A 16,056-nucleotide genomic window follows, 5' to 3' on the forward strand; every position below is an offset into this window, starting at 1 on the left:
GTCGCTAGCGTGGCAGGAGGCCGTATCGCGATGCGGCCAGGTCCCTGCCTGCGACATGAGGATGTCCACCGTGAATGTCGCTGGCCCCCTGGCCCGCATCGTCGCCCTGTCGCTGTTGTCGGCACCGGCTTGGGCCGGGCAGTGCGAAGGCCCCATCCTGCTTGCCTATCCCGGTGACCGTGCACCGTTGTCGTCCAGTCTGGACGGCAAGCCACAGGGCCTGGTGGCCGCGTACCTGGCGTTGCTGCAGGAGCAGTACCCCTCGCTGCGCGCCACGCCGGTCGCGGCGACGGCGCTGGCCGCTGCTGCGCTGCCTGCCGGTACCCACGCTGTGCTCGGCTGGCCGCGCGCGCAGACGCCGAAAGGCTGGGTGGCCAGCGTGCCCTACCTGCAGGTGCCGCAGGTGATCGTGCGCCGCCCCGATACGCGCTCGATCATCGGCCTGGACGGGCTGCATGGGCACGGCGTGGCCAGCCCTGACATGGTGCCGCTTGCCAGGGTGCTGGAGGAGTCGGGGGCGGACGTGCCGCTGGTGCAGGTGACGGCTCTGGACAAGGCACTGCAGCTGCTGATCAGCGGCCAGGTCGATGCGGTGGTGGGCAACCTGGTGGAAGTGGAATCCACCCTGCGCAATCAGCCTGGCGACGTGCTGGAGGTGGCAGCACCCGCCGGCTTCAGCGACGCACTGGTATTGGCTGCGTTGCCGGCGTGCGCGCATCTGGTGGGGCGCTTCGACCAGTTGCAGGCACGCATGACGCACGAGCAGCGCGAGGCATTGCAGGCACATTGGGTCGCGACATCGCCACGCCCCGGCCGCGCCCCGCTGTCGCCGCTGCGCGGGTCGATCGCGCTGCTGCTGGTGCTGCTGACAATGGGCCTGGTGTACGCGTTCGGTTACTGGCGGCTGCACCGCGAAGGCCTGCGCAGGCAGGCGCTGGAGCAACGCCTGCAGGAGGTCACCGCCAACCTGCCGGCGGTGGTGTATCGGGCGCGGCGCAGCAGTACCGGCGAGTACAGCGTTCCCCACATTGCCGGTGATGTGCATGCCCTGTTCGGGATCAGCGTGGATACCGCGCGGGTCGATCACGGAAGCCTGCTGGCAGCCGTCCATCCGCAGGACCGACGCTCGGTGCTGGCCTGCGTCGATGCCGCCGCGCTGGTGCGCGGGCCCATCGACATCATCTTCCGCACGCGCGGTCCCAACGGCTGGCGTTGGGTACGCTCACACGGGCACCCCATCGACTGCAGCGACAGTGGCGTGGAATGGAGCGGGTACTGGATGGACGTCACCGAGGCGCGTGAGCGTACGCAGGCACTGAATGATGCCCGGCGCGACGCGGAGCAGGACGCTGACGCAAAGACCCATTTCCTGGCCACCATGAGCCACGAGATCCGGACACCGATGAGCACCTTGCTGGGAACGCTGGAGCGCTTCGGCAGCAGCACACTGGATGCCCGCCAGCGCCAGGTACTGGCGACCGTCGATGATGCAGCGCAGATGCTGCGACAGATCCTCGATGACGTACTGCACAGCCAGCGCCTGCAGTCTGGCCCACAGCCACCGCAGAGCCTGCCCATCGACCTGGCCGAGCTGCTGCGGGCGGTGCAGCGACTGCTGGTGCCGGTGGCAGCAAGCAAGGGACTGCATCTGCGCTGTGACGTGGATCCTGCGCTGCAGCGGGGATCGTTGGCCGATGGTCTGCGCCTGCGCCAGATCCTGTTCAACCTGGCGGGCAACGCGCTGAAATTCACCGCGCAGGGAAGCGTGGATCTGCAGGTGCGGGTGCAGCAGCAGCGCGAGCATGGCCAGCTGGTGCGACTGCAGGTAACCGATACAGGTGTCGGCATCAGTCGAGAGCGCCAGCGGGCGGTGTTTGCAGCGTTTACCCAGGCCGATGCTTCCACCACCCGGCGCTTCGGTGGCAGCGGCCTGGGCCTGGCGATCTGCCGCGAACTTTCGGCGTCGATGGGCGCGCAACTGCAGCTGTGCAGTACGCCGGGCGCGGGTACCACGGTGTGGCTGGACCTGTACCTGCCGGCCTGCGAGGCGCCATCGACGGAGCCTCATGGTGATGCGGCGGGCCTGCCGACGCTGCCGCCGGTGCGGGTACTGGTGGCCGAAGACCATCCCACCAACCTGCAGCTGCTGGTCCAGCGCCTGCGGGAACTGGGCCTGCAGGTGCATGCCGTGGCCAATGGTGAGCAGGCGTGGCAGGCGTGGCAGACGCAACAGTTCGCGTTGGTCATCACCGACTGTCACATGCCGGGCATGGACGGGTTCGCCTTGGCCCGCGCGATCCGTGCCGATCCACGTGCCGATGCAGCACGGGTACCGATCATCGCGTTGACCGCCAGCGTGCTCGACAGTACCCGCCAGGCCTGTCGCGACGCGGGCATCGATCACTTCATCGCCAAGCCGGTCGACCGCCAGACACTGCACGCGACCCTCGCCGCAGTACTGATGCCGCCGGTCGTTCGGTCAGTGCGCCAGTAGCCGCGCGATGCTGGCAGCGGCGTCGCGACCTTCGGCCACCGCGGTCACCACCAGGTCGGCACCACGCACGGCGTCGCCGCCGGCGAACAGGCGGGGATGGGCGGTCTGGAAGGGCAGCCTGCCCTGGCCTCCGGCCAGGATGCGGCCATTGCCCTGGCCCTCCACGCCGTGCTCGGCCAGCCACGACGGCACGCTGGGCGAGAAGCCGAACGCGATGATCACCACGTCCGCTTCCAGCAGCGATTCGCTGCCATCGATCGGCACCGCGTTCTGGCGACCATTGGCATCGGGTTCGCCCAGGTGGGTCTCGACCACGGTCACGCCGATCACTTCATCGTCGGCACCGGCTTCGATCGACAGCGGCTGACGGTTGAACAGGAAGCGCACGCCTTCTTCGCGCGCATTGGCCACTTCGCGCGCGCTGCCCGGCATGTTCGCTTCATCTCGACGGTAGGCGCAGGTGACCTTGGCCGCGCCCAGGCGCACTGCACTGCGCACGCAGTCCATGCCGGTATCGCCGCCACCCAGCACGACCACGCGCTTGCCGTTCAGATCGGGCAGGGCAATGGTGTCTTCCCAGCCGGCGATCGGCCGGCCCTGCGGATCGTCGCCGCCGACGATGCGGCTGTTCTGCACCAGGAACGGCAGGGCCGGCAGCACGCCCTTCAGGTCCTGGCCGTCCAGGCCGCCATCGGTGTAGCGGTAGGCGCCGGTACCGACGAACACGGCATCATGGCTGTCCAGCAGCTGCTGCAGGCTGATGTCGCGGCCGATCTCCACGCCGAGGCGGAACTGCACGCCCATGCCTTCGAGCACATCGCGGCGGCGGCGGATCACGTCCTTGTCCAGCTTGAAACTGGGGATGCCGAACTGCAGCAGGCCACCGACCTGTTCGTAGCGGTCGTAGACCACGGCGGTGATGCCGGCATGCGCCAGGCGGTCAGCACAGGCCAGGCCTGCGGGGCCGGCACCGATCACCGCCACCGTGTGGCCGCTGGGCTGCACCGCGGTCATATCCGGCCGCCACCCGGTGGCCAGTGCCGTGTCGACGATGTACTTCTCCACGGCGCCGATGGTGACTGCACCAAACTCCTCCAACGTGCAGCTGCCTTCGCACAGACGGTCCTGCGGGCACACCCGGCCGCACACTTCCGGCAGCGGGTTGGTGCTGTGGCACAGCGTGGCCGCTTCATGGATGCGGTTTTCCTGCACCAGCTGCAGCCATTGCGGAATCGCGTTGTGCACCGGGCACTTCCAGCTGCAATACGGGTTGCCGCAGTCCAGGCACCGGCCGGCCTGGTACTGGGCGTCTTCCTTGCCGAATTTTCCGTACAGCTCACCCCAGTCGCCGGAGGTGCGCAGCTCCACGGGAATGCGCTGCGGCATGGTGCGGGGCAGGTCGAGGAACTGGAAAGCGTGCTTGCGGCTCATGATCGTCTCGGCAGTGCAGTGCGCGCGCTCAGGCGGCGCGACGCAGGGTTTCGGTCAGCGACTCGATGCTGGCGGCCTTGGGTTTGACCAGCCAGAACTTGCCGATGTAGTCGCGGAACTCGTCCATGATCTGCTGCGCCCAGATGCTGCCGGTCAGCTCGCGATGACGGCCGATCAGGCGGTGCAGATGCTGGCGGTAGTTCTCGAAGCCCTCGGCGGACACGCGGTGGATGTCGATCAGCTCGTGGTTGTAGCGATCAACGAAATCGCGGTCCACATCCAGCACATAGGCCAGGCCACCGGTGAAACCGGCACCGAAGTTGAGGCCGACCTTGCCCAGCACCAGCACCACGCCGTCGGTCATGTACTCGCAGCAGTGATCGCCTGCGCCTTCCACCACCGCCAGTGCACCGGAATTGCGCACAGCGAAGCGTTCACCGGCACGGCCGGCGGCAAACAGCTCGCCACCGGTGGCGCCATACAGGCATGTGTTGCCGATGATCGCAGTGCTGCGTGCCTCGAAGCGTGCACCACGCGGCGGACGCACCACCAAGCGGCCGCCGGCCATGCCCTTGCCGACGTAGTCGTTGGCTTCCCCTTCCACTTCCAGGTACAGGCCGCCCACGTTGAAGGCGCCAAAACTCTGCCCGGCACTGCCACGGAAGCGCAGCTCCAGTGGCGATTCGGCCATGCCCTGGTTGCCGTGTGCGCGGGCGACGGCGCCGGCCAGGCGGCTGCCGATGCTGCGGTCGGTGTTGTGGATCAGGAAGCGATGCTCGCCACCCCGCTTGTGTTCGATGGCCTCGGCCAGCAGGCCGTCCATCTGTGTGGCCAGGCTGTCCGGCGATTCATACAGGCGCTGCGCGGCGCAGTGGCTGCCCGGGTAACTGGCGTCGGCCAGCAGTCGCGACAGGTCAACGCGCACGCCCTCGCGCGGCGAGACCTCAAGCTGGCGCAGCAGGTCGGTACGACCGACGATCTCCTGCAGCGAGCGTGCACCCAGCACCGACAGCCAGCCACGTACTTCCTCGGCCAGCAGACGGAAGAAGTTCTCCACGCGCTCGGGTTGGCCGGTGAAGTGGTTCTCGCGCAGGCGCTCGTCCTGGGTGGCCACACCGGTGGCGCAGTTGTTGAGGTGGCAGATGCGCAGGTACTTGCAGCCCAGCACGATCATCGGCGCGGTGCCGAAGCCGAAGCTGTCCGCTCCCAGCAGCGCCGCCTTGACCACATCCAGCCCGGTCTTCAGGCCGCCGTCGGTCTGCAGCAGGGTACGCCCGCGCAGATCGTTGGCCACCAATGCCTGGTGGGCCTCTGCGATGCCCAGCTCCCACGGCACGCCGGCATAGCGGATCGAACTCACTGGTGACGCACCGGTACCGCCGTCGTGGCCGGAAATGGTGATGAGGTCAGCACCAGCCTTGACCACACCGGCAGCGATCGTACCCACGCCGGCATGGCTGACCAGCTTCACCGACACCAGCGCGGTCGGGTTGACCTGCTTGAGGTCGTAGATCAGCTGCGCCAGGTCTTCGATCGAATAGATATCGTGGTGCGGCGGCGGCGAGATCAGGCCGATGCCCGGCTTGGCATAGCGCAGCCGGGCGATCAGCTCATTGACCTTGTGACCCGGTAGCTGGCCGCCTTCGCCGGGCTTGGCGCCCTGCGCGACCTTGATCTGCAGCACTTCGGCGTTGACCAGGTACTCGGCGGTGACGCCGAAGCGGCCGGACGCCACCTGCTTGATCTTGCTGCGGCGCTGCGTGCCGTAACGCGCCGGGTCTTCGCCACCTTCGCCGGAATTGCTGCGGCCGCCGAGGCGGTTCATCGCAATCGCCAACGCTTCATGCGCCTCGGGCGAGAGCGCACCGAGGCTGATCGCTGCGGTATCGAAGCGCGGGAACAGTTCACTGGCCGGCGCCACGTCGTCCAATGGCGTTGGCGTCGCTGCCGGCACCAGCTGCAGTAGATCGCGCAGCGCTGACGGTGGCCGCGCATGCACGGCATCGCAGTACTGCTGCCACGCACGCGGGTCACCGCTGCGCGCGGCGCGCTGCAGGGTGGTCACCACGTCCGGGTTGTACATGTGGTATTCGCCGCCGTGCACGTACTTCAGCAGGCCGCCGACATCCACGCCCTGCTGCGCATCCCAGGCCTGCGCGCACAGTTCGCGGGCATCGGCATCCAGCCGCGCGAAGCCAGCGCCGCCGATGCGCGAGGCGGTATCGGGGAAGCACAGGTCGACGACCTCCGGCTCCAGGCCGATGATCTCGAACAGCTGCGCGCCGCGATAGCTGGCCACGGTGCAGATGCCCATCTTCGAGATGATCTTCGACAGGCCCTTGTAGATGCCCTTGCGGTAGCGGCGGCCGATCTGCGACTGCTCGCCGCCCTTGCTGAGCTTGAGGATGCCGCGACGACCGAGGTCGAACAGGGTCTGGTAGGCCAGATACGGGTACACCGCTGTGGCACCGAAGCCGAGCAGGCAGGCCATGTGGTGCGCATCGCGCGCGGTGCCGGTCTCGACGATCAGGTTGACGTCGCAGCGCAGGCCCAGTCGTGACAGGTGGTGATGCACCGCACTGGTGGCCAGCAGCGCATGCACCATCGGCCGCCCGGCCACCGGGTAACGGTCGGACAGCAGCAGCATCACCATGCCCTCGCGCGCGGCCTGTTCGGCTTCGGCGCAGATGCGTTCGATGCCTGCACGCAGGCCTTCCTCGTCGCTGTAGGACAGGTCGAGCAGGCGGTTGGCCTGCACGTACTGGTCCATCTTCAGCAGCTGTCGCAGCTTGCGCTGGCTCAGCACCGGCGAATTGAGGATGACGTGGTTCACCGTCTCTGGGCCGGCATGGAAGATGTTGGTCTCCTTGCCGAGCTGGGTGGACAGGGACATCGCACAGTCTTCGCGCAGCGGGTCGATCGGCGGGTTGGTGACCTGCGCGAAGGCCTGGCGGAAATAGTCGTACAGCGGGCGGCTGCGCTGGCTGAGCACGGCCATCGGCGTGTCGTCGCCCATCGAGCCGGTGGCTTCCTGCTCGGTCTCGGCCAGTGGCCGCAGCACCTGCTCCACTTCCTCGCTGCTGAGCTGGTACAGCTTGTGGTAACTGCGCAGGGTGCTTTCGTCGAACGGCTCTTCCACCAACGACGGGTCGATCAGTTCGGTCTGCAGGTAGGTGACGCCCTGCTGCAGCCACTGCTTGTACGGCGCACGGCCGCGGTTGATGCGGTCGATGGCATCGGAATCGAGCAGGTCGCCGCGCTTGAGGTCGATGGCGATCATCTCGCCCGGGCCGAGCTTGCCCTTGCGCACCACGCGCTCGGTCGGCACTTCCCACACGCCCGCTTCGGAGGCGACCAGGAAGTGGCGGTCAGCGGTCAGCATCCAGCGTGCCGGCCGCAGGCCGTTGCGGTCCAGCGTACACACCGCATAGCGGCTGTCGCAGGCGACGATGCCGGCCGGGCCGTCCCACGGCTCGCTGTTGAGGCCATGGAACTCGTAGAACGCGGCCAGGTCCGGGTCCTTGAATTCCAGCGACTGCGTTGCCGGCGGCACCAGGATGCGCAGGGCCTGGATCAGCTCCATGCCGGCGGACACCATCAGTTCCAGCATGTTGTCCAGGCTCTGCGAATCCGAGCCATGCATGGAGATGACCGGGTCGAACTCGCCGATATCGAAACGTGGCGTCTTCCACACCTTGCTGCGTGCCTGCGCCCAGCGCCGGTTGCCTTCGATGGTGTTGATCTCACCGTTGTGGGCGAGCATCCGGAACGGGTGCGCCAGCGGCCAGCGTGGCAACGTATTGGTGGAGAAGCGCTGGTGGAACACGATGGCGCTGGAGGCCAGCTCGCGGCGCTGCAGGTCCGGGAAGAAGCGGCTGAGCTTGTCCGGCAGCACCATGCCCTTGTAGCTGATCGCATTGGGGCTGAGCGTGGTGACGTAGTAGTCGGCATGCGCGCGCAGCAGCTGCTCGCTGCGGCGACGCGCCAGGAACAGGGCCAGGCCGAAGCCGGCGTCATCCTGGCCGACGCCTGCATCGACGAACACCTGCTCGATGCGCGGCAGGGTGTCGCGTGCCAGCTGACCGCAGACGCTGTCATCGGTCGGCACTTCGCGCCAGCCAGCCACCTTGCAGCCCACCGCCTCGATCTGCTGCAGCAGCTGTGCGCGGCAGGCCTGCGCGGCGTCGGCATCGTGCGGCAGGAACACCAGGCCGGCGGTGAAGCGTGCGCCGACGGCGATGCCGGCTTCGCTGGCCAGCAGTTTCAGGAAGGCATCGGGGCGACGCAGCAGCAGGCCGCAGCCATCGCCGGTCAGGCCGTCGGCGGCGACGCCACCACGGTGGGTCATGCGCGAAAGCGCGGCGATGGCGGTATCGACCAGCAGGCGCGAAGGCTGGTCGTCGAGCTGGGCGACCATGCCAAATCCACAGGCATCGCGCTCGGAGCGCGGGTCGTAAAGCCCTTGGCGGTTGCGGGGGGCCATCTCTACCTCGATGCAGATTGATATGAACGGGGACACTCCTGCCCGCTCTGTAGAGCACGCCCTGTACGTCATGGTGGAGTGTGCCGCGCATGGCGCGGCCCGTCGGGAAGCCGCTTGGCGCACGCCCATACGGCGTTACTCACCTTGCGCAGGCACTCGCCTGCGCTGCGGCGCGCGCCTTGTCTGGCCGCACGCCAAGGGTCTTCACACTCACCCTGACGCACACGCCGTGCTCTTCCTGGAGCGCATCGTGAGGCCACCGGATGCCTCGACTAGATCACAGGTTGCTGCAACGCCGCAATACACGGTTGCAGGCGCAACCAAAGCGCCGGCAAACGCTTGCCGGCGCGGGGTGGGTCAGCCGCAGCGGACGCCGCTGACCACGTCCTTTGCGTCCACTTCGATGTTCAGGCGGTCGCCCAGGAACTCCATCGTGGTGACGTCGTTGGGGTGCAGGACGCGGATCTGCTTGGCCGCCGCATCTTCCTGGGCCTGCTTGCCCAGCGCATCGGTGTAGGCCTGGCCGACCAGGCTCTGCACCTGGCTGGCGTCACAGTTGCCGACCGGCGGTGCTTCGGTGGCCTTGCCGGCTTCGTCGGCCGGGGCCTTGGCGGCCTCGGCGGCCTGCTGTGCGTGGGCGGTGGCCGAATCCTGCTCATCCAGCGACGGCGCCTGGCAGGCGGTCAGGGCCAGCACGGCCGGCAGCAGCAGGGCGGAGAGGGAACGGACGCGGATCGGGAACGACATCATGACTCCGGAATGGAAGGGACAGTGAAAGGCCGAGCATAGCGGCGAACCCACCCTCACGTGTTTGTCTTGCGTTATTGACGTGGCCACGCCGCGCCGATCGGCAGACTGCAGGCATGCCAGCACCCCCTACACCCGAACGCCAGGCCGCGCGCGCCGCCGGCCTGCGCTACGTCGATGACACCCAGCCCGGTTTCAGCCGTGTCCGCGCCGGTAAAGGCTTCTCCTATCGCGATGCCGACGGTCATGCCATACGCGATGCCGCCACCCTGCAACGCATCCGCGCGCTGGCCGTGCCTCCGGCCTACACCGCCGTGTGGATCTGCGCGCACGCCAACGGCCATCTGCAGGCGACCGGACGCGACGCACGGGGGCGCAAGCAGTACCGCTACCACGCCGACTGGGCGGCCGTTCGCGATGCGGGCAAGTTCGACCGCACCATCGCCTTCGGGGAAGCGTTGCCGGCGCTGCGACGGCGCCTCGGCCGCGATCTCAAACGCAGCGGTTTCCCGCGCGAGAAGGTGCTCGCGGTAGTGGTTGCGCTGCTGGCAGACACGCTGGTGCGCGTGGGTAACGAGACCTATGCGCAGGAGAACAAGTCGTACGGCCTGACCACGCTGCGCAACCGTCACCTGGACCTGCTGCGCGGTGGGCGCGTGCGGATGCGTTTCCGTGGCAAATCAGGACAACTGCATGAAGTGACCGTGGGCGACCGCAAGCTCGGTGCTCTGGTGCGTGGCGTGCAGCAGTTGCCAGGACAGGCGCTGTTCCAGTATCGCGACGACGACGGCGCCCTGCAGCCGGTGGATTCAGGGGCGGTGAACGATTACCTGCGCGAAGTGATGGGCGAAGATTTCACCGCCAAGGACTTCCGTACCTGGGGCGGAACGCTGGCCGCCGTGCAGACCTTCGCCGCCACCGAGTTGCCAGAGCCGGCCAGCCAACGCGCGCTGGCCAAGGCGCAGCGCGAAGTGGTGTGCCAGGTGGCCGCACGGCTGGGCAATACGCCAGCGGTATGCCGCAAGGCCTACATCGATCCCTGCGTGTTCGCCGGCTGGGAACGGGGTGAGCTGTCCGCGCTGGCGGGCCTGCGCGGCCCGCGGCAGTGGGAACAGGCGACACTGAAGGTCCTGCGCCGGGCCCGACGGGTCAGCCGCAAGGCAGGTCAGCCACAGTAGATCGCGGTGATGTTGTTGGTGCGGCCCTTTTCGATGGTCAGGCGCTCCCCGCCTTCGCTGGCCGGCGGCACACGCGGACCGTCGTGACGCAGCACCTGCACGTGCAGGCTGTCACTGTCGACGCGGGCGCGCTCGACGGTGGCATCCGATGCCGCCAGGCCGACCGCACCGCGCACCATGTCCGAATGGCACTGGCCGGAAATCACCCCATCGATGGGCTGGATCTGGGCGACGGGGGTGCTGCTGCAGGCGGCGAGAGCGAAGCAGACGGCGGCGGTGGCAATGGCATGTTTCATGGGGCAGGTTCCTCGTGTTGTGGCCTGCAGGGTGCGACGACAGGCGTGGTGGCGGAATGAATGCCGTGCACGCGATGGACACGGTGCGCTCACTGCCGCCAACAGCCTGCGTGGAGACACTGCACGAGCGGCGCACGCCGCCCCCGGTACTGCGGCGCACGCGCCCCGGTAGTGCTGGCCGCTGGCCGGCAACCCCAATCCCCCCGAGGAGACCTGCATGGCCACCACCAGGAAGACCCCCGCCCGCCGCAAGGCATCGCCGAAGGTGCGCAAAGGCACGCAGGCTGTGCCTGCCGCGGCCGGGACCGCCGCCGCCGAGCGCCCACGCGTGGTGAAGACCGCGACCCGCAAAGCCGCCGCGTCCGACCCGCGCGCGGCCCGCGTGGCAGCGCGCCAGCGTCGCCTGCAGGACCAGGAAAAATCGAAGGACCTGCGCGCAGCGAAGAAGGCGACAAAAAAGGCGACAGGCAAGACCGCCACCCAGGCTGGCCCACGCCGTCAGCCGGAGACGATGCCGGCGCAGCAACTGGCCAAGCCGGGCCATGAGCACGCGCTGGAACTGGCACCGCGCTTCCTCGCACCGGACTACGTCGGCAGCGGCAAGCTGCAGGGCATGCGTGCGATCGTCACCGGCGGTGATTCCGGCATCGGCCGCGCGGTAGCGGTGCTGTTCGCCCGCGAAGGCGCCGACGTTGCCGTGCTGCACCTGGACGAAGCCAAAGATGCTGAACTGACCCGCCAGCACGTGGAAAAAGAGGGCGGGCGTTGCGTGGTGATCGCCGGCGACGTGCGCGACCCGCGCTTCTGCAACAAGGCCGTCAAGCAGGTGGCCAAGGCGTTTGGCGGCATCGACATCCTGGTCAACAACGCGGCGTTCCAGCTGCATTGCGAGCGTCTGGAGGACCTGGAAGACGCGCATCTGCAGGAGACACTGCAGACCAACATCGGCGGCTACATCCAGATGGCGCGCGCGGTGCTGTCGCATCTGGGCGAGGGCGCCAGCATCATCAACACCGGTTCGGAAACCGGCCTGTTCGGCAGCAAGGCGTTGATCGATTACTCGGCCACCAAGGGCGCCATCCACGCGTTCACCAAGGCGCTGGCCAGCCAGCTGCTGCCGCGCGGCATCCGCGTCAACTGCGTGGCGCCGGGCCCGGTGTGGACGCCGCTGAATCCCGCCGACAAGCAGGCAAAGGACGTGGCCGAGTTCGGCAAGGACAGCGACATGGGCAGGCCGGCACAGCCGGAAGAACTGTCGCCAGCCTATGTGTTCCTGGCCTCACCGGCCTGCGCCAGCTACATCAGCGGGGTGATCCTGCCGGTGATGGGCGGGCCACGCGGTTAGCGCGTGGCGGAATAGAAGCCGGCGATGCGTGGGATGAACTGCTGCGGATTGGCGCCCACCAGATTGGTCAGCACGACAATGGCAAGGCCGCGCTCGGGATAGACGATGAAGGCCGAGCGCGCGCCCCCCATGCCACCCACCTGCAGGTCGGGGGCGGTGTTGAACACCGGCCAGCCTGCGGCCCAGTCACCGGCGCTGCCATCGTTGAGGCGCTCGGCCGTCCACATGCGCTGCATCGCGCGCTGCTCCAGCAGGCGCCCATCCTGCAAGGCCGCCAGCCAGCGCGCGGTGTCATCGGCGGTGGTGAGGATGCCGCCTCCGGCCCACAGGCTGGGTGGCATGTCGTAGAACCAGTGCGACAGCCGCGGCGCCGCATCCTTTGCATCGGTAGCGCGTGGCAGGTAGCTGTACATCGTTGCCGCATCCGGGACCAGGTCGTAGCTGTCGCCGAACATGGTGCGTGCCATGCGCGCGGTGGAGAACTGGCGAGTGGCCAGGAAACGTTCGTAGGCCATGCCGGATTGCTGCGCGATGATCCGCGCCAGCAGCACGTAATTGGTCTGGTTGTACTGGAAGCGCTCGCCCGCTGCGGCCTCTACCGGCAGCGCACTGACGGCCTGCCATGCCTGCTGTTCCGAACCACCGCCCAACAGTCCGTTTGCATCGAGGATGTCGGGCAGGCCGGAGGTGTGGGCAAGCAGCTGTCGCACGCGTACCGCGCGCCAGCTCACCGGCAGGTCGTCCAGATACTGCGAGACCTGTGCATCCAGATCCACCTGCCCGTCCTGTGCCAGCTGCGCCAGCGCAACGCCGGTGAAGGATTTGGTGGCCGAGTTGAGCGGGAACCGCGTGCTGCGGGTGGCGACCACACCGTTCTCGACGTTGGCCAGGCCGTAGGTTTCCGACAGCACCACCTGGCCATCCTTGACCACGGCGATCTGCAGGCCGGGGATGCGCTGTTCCTGCATGGTCTGGCGGATGAAACGGCGGGTCTGGTCGTTGGCCTGGTCCTGGTTGGCGGAAACGGCGGCGAAGGGCAGCAGGCTGATGATCATGAGCAGGGTTCGTAGCGTCTGGCGAGGCATGCGGGATCCCGGAGGGCAGGAAGATCGGCGGCGATGACGGCGACCGCAGGTGACAGGCCATGGGTCGGATGCGCGCCTGGCGTAAAAGGTTTAAGCCGGCCGCGCGCTCTACCGTTCGTCGGCCCATGACTTCCGGGGGGTTGACTACAGGTGTCGTCATGGCAACAGTAGCGACACGTGTAGTCAAGGGAGTGTTGTCATGCGTGGCAAGACCATCGGGGACCAGGAACTGGCCCTGCTGCAGTATGTGGATGAGCAGGCACCGGCCAGCGTCGGCGAGGTCGCCAGCGGCTATGGCGAACCGCGCGGACTGGCCCGGTCCACCGTGTTGACGATGATGGAACGCCTGCGCGCCAAGGGTTACCTGCAGCGCCGGCAGCAGCAGGGCGTCTATCGTTACCAGCCCACCCGCGGCCCGGAGAGCGTGCTGCAGGGCGCTGTCGCCCAGTTCGTCGACAACACCCTGCAGGGTTCGGTCTCGCCGTTCGTGGCGTACCTGTCGCAGCGGCAGAAGGTCAGCGACAACGAACTGGCCGAACTGGAAGCGCTGGTGGCCGAACTGCAATCGCGTCGCCAGGAGGACTGAGCCATGGATACCTCGATGTTGATTCCGATGCTGGAGCGGCTGGGCTGGACCAGCCTGCAGACCGTGCTGCTGGTGACGCTGGTGTACCTGCTGTGCCGCACGTTGCCGGCACTGTCGGCGGCCACCCGCTGCCGCTTGTGGTGGCTGGTGTCGCTGCAGGCGGTGGTCGGCCTGGTGTGGAGCCAGCCGCTGCAGCTGGCCTGGTTGCCCGCGCCCGATGCGGTGGCGATGACGACCGTGGATCTTGCCGCGGACGTGATCCATCCGATGGCACCGGAGGTATCGGCGCAGCTGCTGGCGAACACGCCGATGGGCGATGCCGGCGGCACGCCGGTGGCCTGGTGGGCACTGGCACTGGCCGCGCTGTGGATGTCCGGCGTACTGCTGATGGCGTTGCGTACCTTCAGCGAATGGCGCCGTTGCCGCGCGCTGCTGGCTGCGTCGTATCCGTGCGAGGACCAGGCGCTGGTGCAGGCGCTGCAGCTGGCCGCGGATGCGCACGGCCTGCGCCGCGCGCCGCGCCTGTGGATGAGCGACCAGGTTGATGCGCCGCAGCTGGTCGGGCCGTTCCGCCCGGTGCTGCTGCTGCCGGCGGGAATGAACGCGCTGCAGGGCGATGCGCTGGATCTGGCGCTGACCCACGAACTGCAGCATCTGCAGCGGCGTGACCTGCAGTGGGGATTGCTGCCGGCCCTGGCCCAGCACCTGTTCTTCTTCCATCCGTTGCTGCGCCTGGCCGTGCGCGAATATGCCCAGGCCCGCGAGGAAGCCGTGGATGCGGCCGTGGTCGGCCAGCATGGTGCCAGCCGCCATGCCTATGGCCGCCTGTTGCTGCAGCTGGGTGTGGCGCCGCAGCCGCACCTTGGCGTTGCCAGCGCAGCGCCCAGCACCACCAGCCTCAAGCGCCGCCTGCTCTCGCTGCAGTCGCACCGGGCGTGCCCGCGCCTGCTGGCCATCGGCCTGACCCTGGTTGTGTTGGCCGTGGCTGTGGCGCCGATGCGCCTGGTGGCCGCTCCGGTCCCGCCCGCGCCGCCGGCGCCGCCGCGCGCCATGCCTGCACCGCCGCTGCCGCCCGCAGCGCCCTCGGCACCGGCAGCGCCGCCTGCCGCACCGGTACCTGCAGAGCCTGCCGACTGGGCCGAGCCAGCGGAGCCCGAAGAACCTGCCGACGTTGACGAGTACGAGGAGCAGGACACGAGCACCCATTCGCACACCGGGACCACCATCGTGACTCACGGTCAGCTGGACCTGGGCACCCGGCCGCAGCAGGCCTTCGTGCTGGTCGATCATGGCCAGGCCTTCGCCAATGCCGGCATGGACGATGTAATGCAGGCCCGCAGTCGCATTGGCGACGGCCCGGCGCTGTGGTTCCGCCAAGGTGACAAGCGCTACGTGGTACGTGATCCGATGCTGATCCAGTCGTTGCAGCGTGCCTATGCCGGTGCGGCAGATCTTGGCCGCCAGCAGAGTGAACTGGGGCGCCAGCAGAGTGCGTTGGGGCGCCAGCAGGGCCAGCTCGGCCGCGAGCAGGGCGAGCTGGGCAGGCTGCAGGGTGAAGAGGCGCGTGAGATCGCCCTCGCCGCCGCACGCGCTGCACGCAGTGCCATCAATGATCGCGACATCAACCGTGAAGCGGCAGCCGAAGCGGCGCGGGCCACCCGTGGCGCGGTGGATGATGCGGCGATTGCACGGCAGGCGGCGGCTGAAGCGCAGCGGGCGTCACAGGTTGCCCGCAACCAGGCGCTGCAGTCCGCGCGCAGCCGCGAAATGAGCCGTCTCGCCAGTCAGCAGGCCGCGCTGGGAAGCCAGCAGGCCGTGCTGGGCAGCAAGCAGGCGGCACTGGGCGAGCGCCAGGCGCGGCTGCAGGTGCAGGCAGCGAAGCAGGCCGAGCAGGTGATCGCGCGTGCGCTGGCCAGCGGCAAGGCCGAGCGACTCTGATCGTGCGGTAGCGCCGGGCCACGCCCGGCGAGCGCAGCGGTGCAGTTGGCAAGGGAAGTCGCCGGGCATGGCCCGGCGCTACCCGAAGGGCCCGGATCAACCGCAGCTGGCGCGCTCGATACGGTTCTGCGCGTCCACCTGCACGGTCACGCGGTCCTGGCGGAAGTCCATGGTGACGGCCATGCCGGGCTTGACCACGCGTGCATTGCGCGCGCCGCTGTCAGCCACCAGCTTCTTGATCGTCGCTTCGTCGGCGGTCTTGCCGGTGAAGGCCTCCAGCTTTTCAGGCTTGCACTCCTGCGGGCCATCGGACACCTTGGCCGGCAGGCTGTCGGTAGCAGCGGTGCTGCTGCCGCCGGCATGGCTGCAGGCCGCCAGCGGCAGGATGGCCGCAAGCAGCAACAGGGAGGATCGACGCATGGGAATACTCCTGGGTGGCGTTCGGTAGCGGCAGTGTCGCCGGGACGTGTGTC

11 protein-coding genes are annotated in these 16,056 nt (G+C 68.2%); 5 read left to right on the top strand and 6 right to left on the bottom strand.

Going from position 1 to position 16,056, the window contains the following annotated elements:
• The first annotated feature begins 61 nt into the window (after positions 1–61).
• On the top strand, positions 62–2,494 hold the full coding sequence (locus HUT07_RS00415; protein ID WP_254898910.1) for a response regulator: 2,433 nt from the start codon (positions 62–64) through the stop codon (positions 2,492–2,494).
• Here HUT07_RS00415 and HUT07_RS00420 read toward each other — a convergent pair.
• The 3 genes from HUT07_RS00420 to HUT07_RS00430 form a co-directional block, all read right to left on the bottom strand.
• Positions 2,480–3,925, bottom strand: coding sequence for an FAD-dependent oxidoreductase (locus tag HUT07_RS00420; RefSeq protein ID WP_176019237.1), 1,446 nt, complete (start codon positions 3,923–3,925; stop codon positions 2,480–2,482). The genes HUT07_RS00415 and HUT07_RS00420 overlap by 15 nt on opposite strands.
• Before the next feature lie 28 nt (positions 3,926–3,953).
• Complete coding sequence (gene gltB, locus HUT07_RS00425) at positions 3,954–8,408, bottom strand: glutamate synthase large subunit (RefSeq protein ID WP_176019238.1); 4,455 nt, start codon at positions 8,406–8,408, stop codon at positions 3,954–3,956.
• Positions 8,409–8,765: 357 nt separating this feature from the next.
• Positions 8,766–9,155 (bottom strand): I78 family peptidase inhibitor, encoded by a 390-nt coding sequence (locus HUT07_RS00430; protein WP_176019239.1) that lies wholly within the window; start codon positions 9,153–9,155, stop codon positions 8,766–8,768.
• 116 nt (positions 9,156–9,271) lie between these two features.
• Between HUT07_RS00430 and HUT07_RS00435 the strand changes: the two genes are divergently transcribed.
• Complete coding sequence (locus HUT07_RS00435; protein WP_176019240.1) at positions 9,272–10,333, top strand: DNA topoisomerase IB; 1,062 nt, start codon at positions 9,272–9,274, stop codon at positions 10,331–10,333.
• Here the strand turns inward: HUT07_RS00435 and HUT07_RS00440 are convergent.
• On the bottom strand, positions 10,321–10,629 hold the full coding sequence (locus tag HUT07_RS00440; protein ID WP_176019241.1) for a hypothetical protein: 309 nt from the start codon (positions 10,627–10,629) through the stop codon (positions 10,321–10,323). The two genes, HUT07_RS00435 and HUT07_RS00440, sit on opposite strands and share 13 nt — an antisense overlap.
• Positions 10,630–10,846: 217 nt before the next feature.
• Here HUT07_RS00440 and HUT07_RS00445 point away from each other — a divergent pair, with 217 nt between their 5' ends.
• Complete coding sequence (locus tag HUT07_RS00445) at positions 10,847–11,974, top strand: SDR family oxidoreductase (protein ID WP_176019242.1); 1,128 nt, start codon at positions 10,847–10,849, stop codon at positions 11,972–11,974.
• On the opposite strand, the gene HUT07_RS00450 is transcribed toward HUT07_RS00445, so the two are convergent.
• Positions 11,971–13,029: a serine hydrolase domain-containing protein gene (locus HUT07_RS00450; RefSeq protein ID WP_176019243.1), complete on the bottom strand. Its 1,059-nt coding sequence runs from the start codon at positions 13,027–13,029 to the stop codon at positions 11,971–11,973. The genes HUT07_RS00445 and HUT07_RS00450 overlap by 4 nt on opposite strands.
• A gap of 229 nt (positions 13,030–13,258) precedes the next feature.
• On the opposite strand from HUT07_RS00450, the gene HUT07_RS00455 reads away from it, so the two are divergent.
• On the top strand, positions 13,259–13,645 hold the full coding sequence (locus tag HUT07_RS00455; protein ID WP_025876036.1) for a BlaI/MecI/CopY family transcriptional regulator: 387 nt from the start codon (positions 13,259–13,261) through the stop codon (positions 13,643–13,645).
• A gap of 3 nt (positions 13,646–13,648) precedes the next feature.
• Positions 13,649–15,583 carry a M56 family metallopeptidase gene (locus HUT07_RS00460; RefSeq protein WP_176019244.1) on the top strand — a complete coding sequence of 645 codons (1,935 nt, stop codon included), beginning with the start codon at positions 13,649–13,651 and terminating at the stop codon, positions 15,581–15,583.
• A 96-nt stretch (positions 15,584–15,679) separates the two neighbouring features.
• Here HUT07_RS00460 and HUT07_RS00465 read toward each other — a convergent pair whose 3' ends face one another.
• On the bottom strand, positions 15,680–16,003 hold the full coding sequence (locus HUT07_RS00465; protein WP_176019245.1) for an I78 family peptidase inhibitor: 324 nt from the start codon (positions 16,001–16,003) through the stop codon (positions 15,680–15,682).
• Positions 16,004–16,056: the final 53 nt, after the last annotated feature.

It is taken from the genome of Stenotrophomonas sp. NA06056, from assembly GCF_013364355.1.
Taxonomy (GTDB): domain Bacteria; phylum Pseudomonadota; class Gammaproteobacteria; order Xanthomonadales; family Xanthomonadaceae; genus Stenotrophomonas.